The following is a 14,302-nucleotide window of genomic DNA, read 5'->3' as shown; positions in this document are numbered from 1 at the left end:
AGAAATAAAATAAAGTTTATTTAGTTATTTTTCTTCGTGAGAATTCCTTTTTCTACACTTTCGTTAATTAAATTTTCGGCATAATTCCAGATTGTATCAGAGCCTTCTTGAATCACTTTTTTCTTTTCGTGAACTTTCTGGTAATCTACATTAAATTCTCTCCAGGTTCCTCCATTATTAGATGTGTTTTGCAAAAGAGGTTCAAGCCTGTCCATAGATTTTGCAAATTTGGCTTCATTGGTTAAACCAGCTTCAAATTCTTCCCAAATTGCAATAAACTCCTGAGCTTGTTCTTTTGGCAAAAGCCCAAAAATTCGTTGAGCAGCAACACGTTCTTCATCGGTATTATCGTGACTTTTTGTGGTGTCATAAATAAAAGTATCACCAGCATCAATCTCTACAATGTCGTGTATTAAAACCATTTTAAGGACTTTAAGTACATTTATAGGTACGTTCGAATGCTCAGCTAGTACAATTGTCATCATAGCCAAATGCCAGCTATGCTCAGCATCATTTTCATTTCTGTCGCTATTGAATAATTTAGTTTTGCGCTGAATGTATTTTACCTTATCAATCTCTTTAATGAAATCTATTTGTTTTAATAAATTATCAGTTTGCATCTCGGTTTTTTTTTAAGTTGTGTAATGATAACAAAGTTATTAAAATCAGCGATAGGACCGTGTTAACTATTTAGGTCTAGTCATTTTTCATGCTATCATGTCCGTAACTAATGATCCTCGAGATTCTCCATTCTCCATCTTTATGCTGCCAAACATGAATAAATTTATAAGTTCCGCTTGGTTTTTCTTTTTCACCTTTATTGGTATGGTAAAAATTATGAACGGCTATTTCGACTGCACCATAATTTTTAATTGGATAAACTTCTAAGCTACTTTCTACAAGTTCTCTTCTAATATTACTTCCTCTAGCACACATTTCCTTAAACGAAGCTAATTCGCTTTTAAAAGAAGTTGTTAAACCTCCAAGGTCATGGTAGAATTCTAAATCATCAAGAAAAAACTTTTTGTAAGCTACAGTATCACATCTATTAAAGGCTGCAAATAAAGTGCTATCGGCTTTTTTAATTTCGTAATATAATTCACTTTTCAATTCAGGAGAATCCTTTTTTAATTTTTTGACTTTCTGAGCAAAAGTTGAACTTACAGAAAGAATGGAAAGTAGTAAAAGAACAAGGATTTTATTCGACATCTTTTTTTGTTTTGGAATTAGATTGAATTATTTTTTTGTTTTTTGGTTTGCAAGTTTTAATGCAAATTCTAGCTGAACATCTTTGTCCTGAATGTACTCGTTTATAGTTGGAGTTATTTTATAATCGGGTAAAATACCTCGGTTACTATATTTGTCTTTTTTGACTGATAAAACATATTTGGTTGTAGGTATCGAAACATAAATTTGAGTGTTTGGCAAAACCAATTCTACAGCATTGCCAGAAGTATTTCCGAAATATCCTCCGCCAGTTTCTTCCCCGATAAATAAGGCTCTATTGTTACTTTTTGCAATAGCACAAAATTCGGCTGTTGTCGAAAAACTCATTCCATCAATTAAAATATAAACTTTACCTGCGAAATTATTTAGACTTGGTTTTTGGGTGGCCAAATTATTTCTACCTCTAAAATAATCTTCAGATGGGTTTTCCTTCGGTTTATAACTACTTAGGTCGTTTTTGGTTAATTTTTGCGAAGTGCTTTCTAGAGAAGTATAATATTCAAATGGAGTATTTGTAAGGTAAGAATATAATAAAGAACCATAAGTATCTCTTCCTCCACCGTTTCCTCTTAAATCGATTATTAGGTTGTCTATTTTTTTATCTTTTATTTCTTTGAATGTTTGCTCTAAAAACGGAATGTAATTTTCTTTTGTCTGGTCGAATATTTCTCCATTAAAAGTTTTGATGGTGAGTAAAGCAATAGCATCTTTTTTATAATCGATTGATAAATATTTATCTGGATCAGGTTTCTGATTTTGACATTCGGTATTTTTATATAGTTCAGAACTGAGATTAATCGTTTTGATTTTGTTATCCTTAGATTTATATTCAATTTTAAAATCGGCTTGTTCGCCATAAACTAATCGGTAGTAAAACCAGAAATTATTATTTAGTATCACATATTTTTTGGTTTCGATTTTACCATCAGATACAATATATTGAAAAAGTTTTTCCTTGATTTCGTTTATTTGAATACCGTTTATGCTTAAAATTTCAGTTTCGGGTATTAGACTTCCTTTTTTGCTACAAACAACATAAGCATTATCGTTTATAAACCTGATTTGTAGCGGAAAGACTTTTGCGTTTTCATCAAAATATTGTTTCAACTCTGGCGATGCTCCTGCATAAAAGTGACCATCTTGCAAATAACTCAATACGAGTTTTATCTCTGCCAAAAAATCAATTTGAGTGGTATTTTTATTTATAGATAAAAAATAATTATCAAATAATCGATCTATATTTTTTTTGCTGTTAAAGCGATATAATGAAGGATATGATTTTTGTAATTGAGTCCTGAAAATTACAAAATCTTGTTTTAAAAGCGGACATTCAATGACTTTTGGTGTATTATGAGAAGCTTTTTCAATTGTTTGAGCAGAACATATATTTATGGAAGCAAGCAGTAGTAAAAGTATTTTATATAACCGATTCATCTTTTGTCTTTTTATAGTAGTCATACTAAAGTTGTTTATGTTACAAAGAAGTCGCTATTATAATTTTTGTAGGGTTTGATTTTTACAAGTTAAAGTTTTTTATCAACGGATTATTCAACAAATTATACTGTTAAAAAAAATTAAGTTGAATGCTACAAGAATAATTTCATTTTACATTTACGTAACCATAAATAAAAAATCAAGATGAATATAGTAAAAATGGAAGATTTAAGCATCGCAGATTTAAAAGCTGCTTATGATTTTAATGCGATGGAAAGAAAAGCTTTGAGGAAATTACTTAAAGCTAGTAGCCGTACGGTAGATTATAATAGTAATGCAGGTTACCAAGAGTTAATGGTAATTCAAGAAAACCTTTATGATGCATTAGAAAATAGGATTAATTCTATTGAGATGATATGGTAGAATTAGAATTCATAGAATTAAAATCTAAATAGCTTTTTCAAAAAGCTCAAATTATTTTGAATTAATTCATCTATTTATGCAATTAAATAAAAAGTAATTTTTTTACTACAAAATAACGCTTTTTCAATTTATATTTAAATACTTTTACTTTCATAAATAAAAGCAGATATGTTAGTTAAAGTATACGGAAGTGCAGTTTTTGGTGTAGAAGCTACAACTATTACTGTTGAGGTAAATATGGATGCAGGAATTGGGTATCATTTGGTTGGTTTGCCTGATAGCGCCATCAAAGAAAGTTGTTTCAGGATTGCAGCTGCGTTAAAAAATAACGGCTATAAAATGCCTGGAAAAAAAATAACTATAAATATGGCACCAGCCGATTTGCGTAAAGAAGGTTCGGCATACGACCTAACTTTGGCAATTGGCATTTTAGTGGCTTCAGATCAAATAAAAGCTCCCGAACTAGATAAGTATATTATTATGGGAGAACTTTCGCTTGACGGAAGCTTACAACCCATTCGTGGCGCTTTGCCTATTGCTATAAAAGCAAAGGAAGAAGGATATAAAGGATTTTTTCTGCCAAAGCAAAATGTAAAAGAAGCTGCAATTGTAGCAGGTCTAGATGTATATGGAGTTGAGAATGTACAGGAAGTAATCGATTTTCTAGAAGGTAAAGGAAGTTTAGAAACTACTGTTATAGATACTAGAGCAGAGTTTTATAAAACGTTAGATTTCCCTGAATTTGATTTCTCGGATGTAAGAGGGCAGGAGAGTATCAAGCGTTGTATGGAAATTGCTGCTGCAGGTGGACACAATATAATTCTGGTTGGACCTCCGGGAGCAGGAAAAACAATGCTTGCCAAACGATTACCAAGTATTTTGCCACCAATGACATTAAAAGAAGCATTAGAAACGACCAAAATTCATAGTGTTGCAGGAAAATTAAAAGAAGTAGGCTTAATGAATCAAAGGCCTTTTAGAAGTCCGCATCACACTATTTCGAATGTAGCATTAGTAGGAGGAGGGAGTTATCCGCAACCAGGAGAAATTTCGATGGCGCATAATGGGGTTTTATTTCTAGATGAATTACCTGAGTTTAAAAGAGATGTTCTCGAAGTAATGCGCCAACCTCTGGAAGATAGAGAAGTAACAATTTCGAGAGCAAAGTTTACCGTAACCTATCCGTCTTCTTTTATGCTTGTGGCGAGTATGAACCCGAGCCCAAGCGGATTCTTTAATGATCCAGATGCTCCACAAAAATCTTCCCCACATGAAATGCAACGATACTTAAGCAAGATTTCAGGGCCTTTATTAGACAGAATAGATATTCATATAGAAGTTACGCCAGTTCCTTTTGAAAAATTAGCGGATGATAATAAAGCCGAAAGTAGTGTGCATATTCGCGAACGTGTTACGGCTGGACGCGAAATTCAAGCTAAAAGATTTGAAACATTCGAGAATATAAATTATAATGCTCAAATGAATACGAAACAAATCCGTGAGTTTTGTGCGCTTGACGAACAATCAAAGTTATTATTAAAAACCGCAATGGAACGACTTAATCTTTCAGCTAGAGCTTATGATAGAATTTTGAAAGTAGCAAGAACTATAGCCGACTTAGAAGCAGCTCCAGATATTATTTCTTCTCATATTGCCGAAGCAATTCAGTATCGTAGTTTAGATCGTGATGGTTGGTTGGGGTAAGAGAAATAATAGTATATTTAAATAATTAATTCTCGACTTATTATAATTATGAAAGTACTATTTGTTTTTTTCTCACTATTTATGTTTATAGGAGTGCATTCACAAACGAATGAACCTGCCTTTTTTTTGGATGGAAATTTTGTGCACAAAAACGCCCTTGCAAATTTTGATGTAAACGAAATTAAAGATATTAATGTGATAAAAGATACAATCACGATTGAAGCAGTTAATTATACAGGAAGAATAATGATTACTTCAAAAAATCCAAAAGAGGTTAATTTGATGTCTCTGAATGATATTAAAAATAAATTCACGAAAAGTAAAAGTAAAAAGTTTCTGTTTGTATTAAATGGAGAAGTTATTCTTAAAGACGTAGGAACTTATAAAATTGACGAAAAATATATATTTAAAACAGATGTTGTTAGTTCTGATACAATTGAAAATTTGAAAGGCATAGATTTGGATATTATTAGTATTCTAACAAAAATCAAAGAGAATACTGAACCTAAAATGCTTATTAGAGGAAGTAATATTTTGGATTCTCTAAAACCAGAATAAAAAAAAGGTTTAACATTGAATTCAATGTTAAACCTTTTTTAATATATAAGTATAATGTAGTTTTATGAAGCTACAACTGGAGCATCTTTACGCTCTAATAATGCCATGTAAAAACCATCAAATCCAGATTCTGAAGCCAATATTTTTTGGTCTTTTACAAAAGTAAACTGTTTACCGATTTCTGTTTTTAAGAATTTCTCTACTTGCTCTTGATTTTCAGATGGTAATATAGAACACGTAGCGTAAACTAGTTTTCCTCCTGGTTTTACAATCTTAGAGTAGTTCTCTAAAACTTCGGCTTGAACTTTACGAATGTTATCGATAAATTCAGGCTTTAATTTCCATTTAGCATCAGGGTTTCTTTTTAAAACACCTAAACCACTACATGGAGCATCGATTAAAACTCTATCGGCTTTTTCGTGTAATTTCTTAATTACCTTAGTCGTGTCGATAATACGGTATTCGATATTAAAAGCACCATTACGTTTCGCTCTTAATTTTAATTGCTTTAATTTACTTTCGTATAAATCCATTGCAATTAATTGTCCTTTGTTTTCCATCAAAGAAGCAATATGCAATGTTTTTCCTCCAGCACCAGCACAAGTATCAACTACACGCATTCCTGGTTTTACATCAAGAAATGCAGCAACAAGTTGCGAGTTTGCATCTTGAACCTCAAAGAAACCTTGCTTAAACGCATCTGTTAAGAATACATTTGCTCTTTCTTTTAAGACCAAAGCATCTGGCTGGTTTTTTAAGAATTCAGTTTCAATATTCAAGTCCATTAAGATTGCTCTTAACTGTTCTTTGGTAGTTTTTAGCGTATTTACTCTAAGTATAACTTTAGCTGGTTGGTTTTGAGCAGCAATTTCTGTTGCCCAAAGTTTTTCGCCTAATTCTTTAACTCCTAATTCATCCATCCAGTCTGGAATAGATTCTTTAATAGCTCTAGTTTTAGAAAGCTCGTCAAAACGACCTTTTATTTTTCTTTCAGGAACTCCTTCCAGCTGGCGCCAATCAGGGATTGGGTAACCTCTTAAAACTGCCCATACTGAGAACATTCTCCAAAGGTTATCTCTGTCAAACGGTTCTTTAACTTCAGCAATTTCACTGTATAATCTTTTCCAACGAACTATTTCGTATATCGTTTCTGCGACAAATTTCCTGTCAGAACTTCCCCAACGTTTGTCTTTTTTTAATGCTCTTGCAACCACTTTATCAGCATATTCACCTTCATTGAATATGGCGTTTAAAGAATCGATGGTCGTATAAACTAAATTTCTGTGTAATCTCATTTTAAATAATTGAGCTGCAAAGGTACTATTAATTGGTTGAAAGTTAAATTTTTAATTTTGAATGTTCTTTTTATATTTTTCGACCAAAAAAAAACACTCTTTTAAGAATTAAAAGAGTGTTTTGTAAATGTTTATCAAGGTTTAATGAACTCTTGTTAAACCTATGTTTTCTGGAGCATGAAGCACCATTGGGAATTTTTCTATTTTCACAGAACTGCTGTCTAAACCAAAAGCGCGTTCTTCGGATAAACTTAGTTTTTTGATAAAGAAATAAGAATTCATGATAATATTTTCATGCCATCTTAAGTCATTATCGTTAGAAAGGAATTTCTCAGATAACACAAATTTGAAATCTCCAATAATATTATTTTTATTCAATGATTCGTATCGGCTCGTAATATCAACTTCCCCTTTTTTTACCATATCACGAATAACTTCTCTAAACATTAAGTTGATCTTGGTAGGTTCTCTAAATCCTAAATTAAAATCGACTCTATAAATATCGTCTTTTGCAATTTCGGTTACTTTATATTGCGTTTTATAAGGCTCAGTTAAAATATTTACGTGTACAAACCAATAGATATCGGCTCTTTTCGGGCGCTTTTGCAAAATGGAATAAATTACTTTTTCCTCCAATTCATCTACACGGCTAGCATTGGTCATATAAACCAAATGTGTTGCATATTTAGGAATAGATAAATCTTCGCTCAATTCCATCAATACCTTTTTATAATCTTCAATCTTGATAACCTTAGTATAGTTTTTATTAATTTTCTTAGCCAGGAACCAAATTGTCATAATAGAGATAAGAGCTGCTGCAATGATTAATGTTACATAACCACCTTCAGCAAACTTAGTTACATTGGCAATTAAAAAACTAATCTCGATTGCTAGATATATAGTGATTAACGGAACCATGAAATATAATTTTACTCGTTTCATAATCAAGTAGAAATTAAGTAAAATAGTGGTCATAATCATACACAAAATAATTGCAAGACCATAAGCATGTTCCATTTTTCCTGACTCTTCAAAGTGCAATACGATACCTACACAACCAAAGAACAATAACCAGTTTATAGACGGGATGTATAATTGACCTTTTACTTCAGTAGGGTATTTTATTTTTACTTTTGGCCAGAAATTTAATCGCATGGCTTCATTTATCAATGTAAATGAACCACTAATAAGTGCTTGCGAAGCAATTACTGCTGCAAGTGTTGCGATAACAATACCAATTGGTTGGAACCAACTTGCCATGATTAAATAAAAAGGATTTCCGTTACCTCCTAATTCTTGCAACGTTTTTCCTTCATGATGAATAAGAAATGCTGCTTGCCCAAAATAGTTTAAAACCAATGCAGATTTAACAAATATCCAGCTTATACGAATGTTTTTTCTTCCGCAGTGTCCCATGTCCGAGTACAAAGCTTCGGCTCCGGTTGTACATAAAAATACAAAACCTAATACGAAGAAACCATCAGGATGTATGGATAACAAATGATAAGCATAATAAGGGTTTATCGCTTTAAAAACTTCTGGATGGTGTACAATTTGTATAACACCCAAAGTACCTAGCATGGTAAACCAGATAAGCATCATTGGAGCAAAAAACTTACCTACTAGTTTTGTACCAAATTGCTGAATCGTAAATAAAACGAATAAGATTGCAATAACAATAGGAACAGTATTGATACTAGGATAATAGGTTTTAATACCTTCAATTGCCGAAGAAACGGATATTGGTGGTGTAATAATACCATCTGCGAGTAAGGCACTTCCCCCTATAATGGCGGGAACAATCAACCATTTAATCTTTGTTTTTTTAACCAGTGCGTATAAGGCAAAAATTCCTCCTTCGCCATGATTATCGGCACTGAGTGTAATAAGCACATATTTGATGGTTGTTTGGAGCGTTAATGTCCAGAAAACACATGAAATACCACCCAAAACAATATCAGCTTCGATTATATGTTTGCCAAGAATGGCTTTCATTACATATAAAGGAGAGGTTCCTATATCACCATAAATAATACCTAATGTGATTAACAAACCTCCTAACGTTAACTTACTATGTAAGTTCTTGTGTGATGCGCTCATTTAATTTTTTAATTTTATAAAAGTCGCGTCAAATTTACTGTTTTAAAACAAATTAACATCAAATTATGAAGAATAAAGATAAAAAAAACACGATCGTTAAATCGTGTTTTTATTTTTGTCTGATAAGTGTATAAAGATTAACCTCTTCTATTGCTGCTTCTTTCAGTAGAACCACTTTGTCTTGGGCTTGAATCGCCTCTAGAAACGGAACCTGATCTATCATTTCCTGAACTTTGAGGACTTGATTGCCTAGCTGAACTAGTTCTGCTTTCAGAATTCCCTCTTGATGATTCCGTTCTTTGAGAGGAGTAATCTCTTGTAGCACTTCCTCTATTTTGAGTATAATCTCTTGAAGATTCTGTTCTTTGCGTAGGCGTAACCGTAGTAGAACTTGGTCTGTTTTGAGTATAATCTCTCGTAGTTTGTGTTCTAGGGGTAGGCGTTACTGCAGTAGAACTTGTTCTGTTTTGAGAATAATCTCTTGTAGTCTCTGTTCTTGGAGTAGTGGTATTTCCTCTATTGTAATCTCTAGTAGTATTTGTTCTATCTACAGTTGTTCCTGTTGAGTTTGTTCTGTTTTGAGAATAATCACGACTTGGTCTTGCTGTAGTACTGTTGTCTCTAGATGTACTTGTTCTGTTTTGAGAATAATCTCTATTAGGTGTTGCAGTTCTATCAGTAGTTCTGTTAGTATTAGAATAGGTGTTTCCTCTTCTGTTTGTTTCTCTACTAGCAACACGTCTTTGATCTAGCTCGTATCTGTTGCTTACATTACTATTACGTTGAGCAAACCCATTGTTAGGATTACGTCTTTCGTATCCGTAAGTACGATTAGAGTTATATATTACAACAGCTGTATTACTTCTTCTAGAACTTACATAGTTGTAATGATTGTTTACATTAATGCAAATATTAACATTGTTTCTATATCTATAAACTGGGTAAGGTCTCCATGCAGTATAATAAGTTGGATAGTAGTTCCATGTCCAGCTTGAATAATAAGGACGATAGTTAGTTACCCAAAATGATGTATATATTACAGGAGCAATAGTATAAACTGGCTCATAGATGTAATTTGGACCGTAAATAAAATCGTTTCCAACAACTTGTATGTGAACTTTGTTAAAAGAATCTCTCTCTAAATCAATTGTTGCAACATCTTGGTAAACATCACGATCTAGTACAGCTTGTATGATAACTACGTGAGTTCTGTTTTCTACACTTTCGATTACACGCAAATAATCAACTTGATTATCATCGTTTAAATCTAGATTTGATATTTGATATTTTGGTTCATTTAATCTTCTTTCAAAATCCTGAAGATTTGCAGATTCCCCAAAAATAGAAGCTACGGCTCTTAAATCTAAATTATCACTAATATCAGAATTTTTAGCATATACTGTAGCTCCAGCTTGAGCTTGCATTGTAGCAAACCCTAAAGATAGTAGGCTTATTAAAAGTATTTTCGTTTTCATGACGTATCGTATTAATATTGTTATTTTGAATTATCCAATTACTGTGCCATAAAAAATATATTGCGTTTTGATTTTATGTAAATAATTGTATTTTAGCATAAAATAATTTAAAATACCATGAAAAAATTAGCACTCTTTTTAAGTTTTTTTAGTTTCGCTATGTATTGTCAAACAGTAGATTACAGAATAAATAGCAAAGGTTTTCAGTCTATTGAAATCGATACACTGTTTAAAGATAAAATAAGTATTAGAGCGCTGGTAATTGATAAAAATAAGATATGGTTTGGAGCTGATAATTCGCGATTTGGATATTACGATTTAAAGGATAAAGAAAAATATGTAGAGCATATTTATAAGGATACCTTAAAGTTAGAGTTTAGAAGTATTGCTGAAACTTCAAAAAATATTTATTTATTAAGTGTAGCAAATCCAGCTTTGCTTTATCAGGTTTCTAAAGCAACCAAAAAAACAAAATTGGTTTATAAAGAAATTAATGATAAAGTATTTTATGATAGTATACAATTCTGGAATGATAGCGAGGGAATTGCGGTAGGTGATCCTACCGAAGATAGTTTTTCGATATTAATAACTCGTGATGGAGGTAATACGTGGGTAAAATTACTTTCGGATCAATTGCCTACAATGGGCAAAGGAGAGGCAGCATTTGCAGCAAGCAATACTAATATTGTTATAAAAGGTAAAGATGCCTGGTTGGTTTCTGGCGGGAAAAGGGCAAGGGTTTTTCATTCATCTGATAAAGGGAAAACATGGAAAGTTTATGATACGCCTATTGTACAAGGAAAAACAATGACTGGAATTTTTACGGCTGACTTTTATGATTCTAAAAACGGAATTATTGCTGGTGGTGATTACGAATTTCCAGAACAAAATTCAGATAATAAAGCAATTACTACAGATGGTGGGAAAACTTGGAATTTAATAGCTCAGAATTCAGGTTTTGGTTATGCATCTTGTGTGCAATATGTACCTAAAAGCGGAGGGAAAGAAATAGTTGTAGTTGGGACTTTAGGATTGCATTATTCAGCTGATGGTGGCGCTACATGGAAACAATTATCGACAGATTCAAGCTTTTTTACGATTCGTTTCATGAATTCAACAACTGCAATTGCTGCAGGTCATAATAAAATGGTTCAGATTCGCTTTAAAAAATAAAAGAGCCCTAGATAATAAAGTAATTATTATAAGGGCTCTCGGCTGTTGTTATTTTTAAACAGGATTTAGTTTTTACCTGCTTTGTCTCGATATTGGTGTAATAGTTTGCGATTAAAATCATCTTCGGATTTTCGAAGGATTATGATTTTTTTCGCAGGCAGTATTTTCTTTAAACTTGCAATATATTTTTTGCGCAAAAGGTATAATTCTTCATCGGTACTTTCCATTTGAGAAAGAAGAGCTGCAGCTTCCTTTTCAGACATATTCTTTAGCGTTTCTTCACTTAATTTTCTGGTATATGATTTCATCTTCTGATGTCTTAATTCATATTGTTTATCATCATAAGTGTTATAGATAGGCCAGAATTTTTCTGATTCAGCCGAAGTTAATTCTAATTCGGTTGTTAGGAAAGAAACTTTATATGCTTTTATTTTCTCCCTTTTTTCGTCCATTTTCTCGCTTTGAGCGTAAAAAGGAAATGTAATCAGAAATAGTAATATCGGAAGTATGTTTTTGATTTTCATCTGCATCATTTTTATGTAATTGTTCTTTTATTCTAAAATAAGATGTTCGATATTAGGATTCGAAGCCAGAACATCTTCTATAGCATCATCACCTAAAGCAATATTTTTATCTAAATTGTTAATGTCGTTTGTATCTAACTCATGAATTAAATCGTACTGATTTAAATTTGATTGATAAGATAAGTACGTTTCTAGAGTAGCTTCATCAAGTTCCTTAGATTTTGTTGTGTACTTATATACTATAGGAACCGTTAATGCAATTACAAGTACGGCAGCTACAGCCATGAATGTTTTTCTATTTCTTGCAAATAAAGAAATTGTTTTAGGTTCATTTTGTGGCAACTTCTCCTGTAAACTTGCAGAGAAATTTTCAAAATAATCTTCTGGAGTTTTAAATCCAGTTTCAATTTTCGGTTCGTTATCTAATTTAAATGCTTTCATGATGTATGTAAGACTTTATTAGTTGTAAAAGGTTTAATTGGATGTAACATGAGCTTCGATTTTTTTTACGGCATGATGATACGATGCTTTTAATGCACCAACTGAAGTGCCTAATATCTCGGCTATTTCTTCATATTTTAATTCTTCAAAATATTTCATTTTAAAAACCAGTTGTTGTTTCTCCGGGAGCGTAACAATAGCTTTTTGTAGTTTTAACTGAATTTCGTTTCCGTCAAAAAAAGCATCGGCTTCAAGATTCTCAATGGTTTTATTTTGTAAAGCTTCAGAGGTTATTCCGCTTAGTTTTGCTTTCTGACTTAAAAAAGTCAAAGCTTCATTGGTTGCAATGCGATATATCCATGAAAATAGTTTGCTATCTCCTTTAAATTTATTGAGATATCGAAATACTTTCACAAATGTATTTTGCAAAACATCGTGTGCGTCATCATGATTCAAAACAATGTTTCGAACATGATTGTACAACGGTTTTTGGTAAGTAGATACAAGTTTTTGAAACGCAATATTTTGCGTCTTCGGGTTTAATAACTCTTGTATAAATACCTTTTCGTCTGTCAACTTTACTTTTTATATAAGTTAGAATAGCATTATCCGAAAAGGTTTAATCTGCATTTCAGATTTTTTAAAATTCTGATTCCTCTTCTTTTGCAGGAGGAGGGGTATGTACAGGAGTATGTGTTGGAGTTACTTCTGCTTTCGGAGTACGAATAACAGTTCTCTCTACAGGAACTACCTTTGGTTTTATAGGATAATAAAGCTCTGTTACCCACTTAGATGGATTTGCAATTTCAGCTTTACTTATCGTATAAATTTCAAGATGTGACCAAGTAAGATCAGGGAATATTTTTTGGCTATTAATATAAGCTGTCGATTTTTCTATCGCTTGTTTAGTATGTGAGTAGTCCCCTTTTAAAGTTGTTTTTACAGCTTCAAATGGTTCTAGTTTACCAGTTAAGATGTCACTTCCTGAGCTTGTAAAGATTTCTTTTTTGATAGGTACACAAATAGATATTTTTGCTAATCCGCTTGTGGTGTCATAAGTATGGTATATTACAAAAGGTTTTCCGTTGGTCTCTATGCCGTTGGCTTCACAAAAAGAAGTTAACTGAGGGACAACAACTCGAACATTTTTGGCGATTTTCCCTATTTCGCTAGTAAACGATTGGTTGATATAAAATGTCTCTAATTTTTTCACAACACCATCTACTTTTACGTCAAATGTGTTAGTTTCATAAACTAATATCTTATCTAAGTTAGCCAAACTTTTCTCGTACATAGTACCGATAACTTTGTCGGCTCCGCCATTAAGCGCCGAATATATTTTGAAAAGAAAACTCATTGTTCCTTTAGATTTCCAGGTAACTTTTGTTCCTCCAAGAGTATCTTTAAAAACCCATGAAACATCAGTCAGGGTTCCGTCAAAATTCATTTTCTGAGTAATATTTTGTGCATCAGTTACAGCAGTAGTTCTCACATCTCCATTGCCATCGTTTCCTGTCCAGGAAAAAGAAGCGTTTACACCAGATGTTTTTGCAGGGAAAACAACATGAATACTAGGGTCTTCAGTAACCCAAGAACTAAAATCTTCCCAGTTTCTATAATCGTTTACAAAGTTGAACAAAGAAACACGTTGTGTCTTTATAACCTTGCTTCTCTCTACCGTAAAATCACCTTTTTGAGTGGCAACAAATACAGTTAATGAGACAAAACTTAATAGTAATAAAAGGAATATATATTTTAAAATTCTCATAGTATCTCGGTTGTTTTCTGATGTAAAGTTATAAATTTTATTAATATCCGACAGGAGATAATAAAAAGTCAAAACTAGGCCTTTTTTGTTAATTTTTCCACTTTTCGTGTAGTTTTATAAAAAAAGTTTTGCAAGAAAAATGGTAAGAGCAAGATAAAGAAATTTGGCTTTTAAAAATAG

General features: G+C 32.2%; 14 protein-coding genes. 4 read left to right on the top strand and 10 right to left on the bottom strand.

Annotation, left to right across the window (positions count from 1 at the left end; all coding sequences use genetic code 11):
- Nucleotides 1-20: 20 nt before the first annotated feature.
- The 3 genes from B8T70_RS10655 to B8T70_RS10645 form a co-directional block, all read right to left on the bottom strand.
- Entirely contained in the window at nucleotides 21-620 is a 600-nt protein-coding gene (locus tag B8T70_RS10655) for an HD family hydrolase (protein WP_086894834.1), read from the bottom strand.
- A gap of 76 nt (nucleotides 621-696) precedes the next feature.
- Nucleotides 697-1,209, bottom strand: a complete 513-nt coding sequence (locus tag B8T70_RS10650) for a nuclear transport factor 2 family protein (protein ID WP_086894833.1) — start codon at nucleotides 1,207-1,209, stop codon at nucleotides 697-699.
- A gap of 27 nt (nucleotides 1,210-1,236) precedes the next feature.
- Nucleotides 1,237-2,685, bottom strand: a complete 1,449-nt coding sequence (locus B8T70_RS10645) for a S41 family peptidase (protein WP_086894832.1) — start codon at nucleotides 2,683-2,685, stop codon at nucleotides 1,237-1,239.
- Between the two features lie 195 nt (nucleotides 2,686-2,880).
- On the opposite strand from B8T70_RS10645, the gene B8T70_RS10640 reads away from it, so the two are divergent.
- The 3 genes from B8T70_RS10640 (at nucleotide 2,881) to B8T70_RS10630 (ending at nucleotide 5,346) form a co-directional block, all read left to right on the top strand.
- Nucleotides 2,881-3,084 (top strand): hypothetical protein, encoded by a 204-nt coding sequence (locus B8T70_RS10640; protein ID WP_123912100.1) that lies wholly within the window; start codon nucleotides 2,881-2,883, stop codon nucleotides 3,082-3,084.
- Nucleotides 3,085-3,252: 168 nt separating this feature from the next.
- On the top strand, nucleotides 3,253-4,788 hold the full coding sequence (locus tag B8T70_RS10635) for a YifB family Mg chelatase-like AAA ATPase (RefSeq protein WP_086894830.1): 1,536 nt from the start codon (nucleotides 3,253-3,255) through the stop codon (nucleotides 4,786-4,788).
- A gap of 48 nt (nucleotides 4,789-4,836) precedes the next feature.
- The gene (locus B8T70_RS10630) at nucleotides 4,837-5,346 is read left to right on the top strand and encodes a hypothetical protein (protein ID WP_123912099.1); all 510 of its coding nucleotides are present in this window, start codon (nucleotides 4,837-4,839) and stop codon (nucleotides 5,344-5,346) included.
- Between the two features lie 62 nt (nucleotides 5,347-5,408).
- Here B8T70_RS10630 and B8T70_RS10625 read toward each other — a convergent pair whose 3' ends face one another.
- From B8T70_RS10625 to B8T70_RS10615, 3 genes are all read right to left on the bottom strand, one after another.
- The gene (locus tag B8T70_RS10625) at nucleotides 5,409-6,641 is read right to left on the bottom strand and encodes an RsmB/NOP family class I SAM-dependent RNA methyltransferase (RefSeq protein WP_039113916.1); all 1,233 of its coding nucleotides are present in this window, start codon (nucleotides 6,639-6,641) and stop codon (nucleotides 5,409-5,411) included.
- A 141-nt stretch (nucleotides 6,642-6,782) separates the two neighbouring features.
- Nucleotides 6,783-8,741 carry a KUP/HAK/KT family potassium transporter gene (locus B8T70_RS10620; protein WP_086894828.1) on the bottom strand — a complete coding sequence of 653 codons (1,959 nt, stop codon included), beginning with the start codon at nucleotides 8,739-8,741 and terminating at the stop codon, nucleotides 6,783-6,785.
- 137 nt (nucleotides 8,742-8,878) lie between these two features.
- Nucleotides 8,879-10,216, bottom strand: a complete 1,338-nt coding sequence (locus B8T70_RS10615) for a hypothetical protein (protein WP_086894827.1) — start codon at nucleotides 10,214-10,216, stop codon at nucleotides 8,879-8,881.
- A gap of 117 nt (nucleotides 10,217-10,333) precedes the next feature.
- On the opposite strand from B8T70_RS10615, the gene B8T70_RS10610 reads away from it, so the two are divergent.
- The gene (locus B8T70_RS10610; protein ID WP_123912098.1) at nucleotides 10,334-11,389 is read left to right on the top strand and encodes an oxidoreductase; all 1,056 of its coding nucleotides are present in this window, start codon (nucleotides 10,334-10,336) and stop codon (nucleotides 11,387-11,389) included.
- Nucleotides 11,390-11,454: 65 nt separating this feature from the next.
- Here the strand turns inward: B8T70_RS10610 and B8T70_RS10605 are convergent, their stop codons facing one another.
- The 4 genes from B8T70_RS10605 to B8T70_RS10590 form a co-directional block, all read right to left on the bottom strand.
- Complete coding sequence (locus tag B8T70_RS10605) at nucleotides 11,455-11,913, bottom strand: hypothetical protein (RefSeq protein ID WP_039113993.1); 459 nt, start codon at nucleotides 11,911-11,913, stop codon at nucleotides 11,455-11,457.
- 27 nt (nucleotides 11,914-11,940) lie between these two features.
- Complete coding sequence (locus B8T70_RS10600; RefSeq protein ID WP_039113920.1) at nucleotides 11,941-12,354, bottom strand: hypothetical protein; 414 nt, start codon at nucleotides 12,352-12,354, stop codon at nucleotides 11,941-11,943.
- Nucleotides 12,355-12,387: 33 nt separating this feature from the next.
- The gene (locus B8T70_RS10595) at nucleotides 12,388-12,930 is read right to left on the bottom strand and encodes an RNA polymerase sigma factor (protein ID WP_086894826.1); all 543 of its coding nucleotides are present in this window, start codon (nucleotides 12,928-12,930) and stop codon (nucleotides 12,388-12,390) included.
- A 64-nt stretch (nucleotides 12,931-12,994) separates the two neighbouring features.
- Entirely contained in the window at nucleotides 12,995-14,122 is a 1,128-nt protein-coding gene (locus B8T70_RS10590) for a transcriptional regulator (RefSeq protein ID WP_086894825.1), read from the bottom strand.
- Nucleotides 14,123-14,302 lie beyond the last annotated feature (180 nt).

Origin of the sequence: Flavobacterium sp. AJR (genome assembly GCF_002156885.1) — a bacterium.
In the GTDB taxonomy this organism is placed as follows: domain Bacteria; phylum Bacteroidota; class Bacteroidia; order Flavobacteriales; family Flavobacteriaceae; genus Flavobacterium.
Note: the sequence above shows the minus strand (reverse complement) of the source record. Positions and strands in the feature narration are given on the sequence as shown.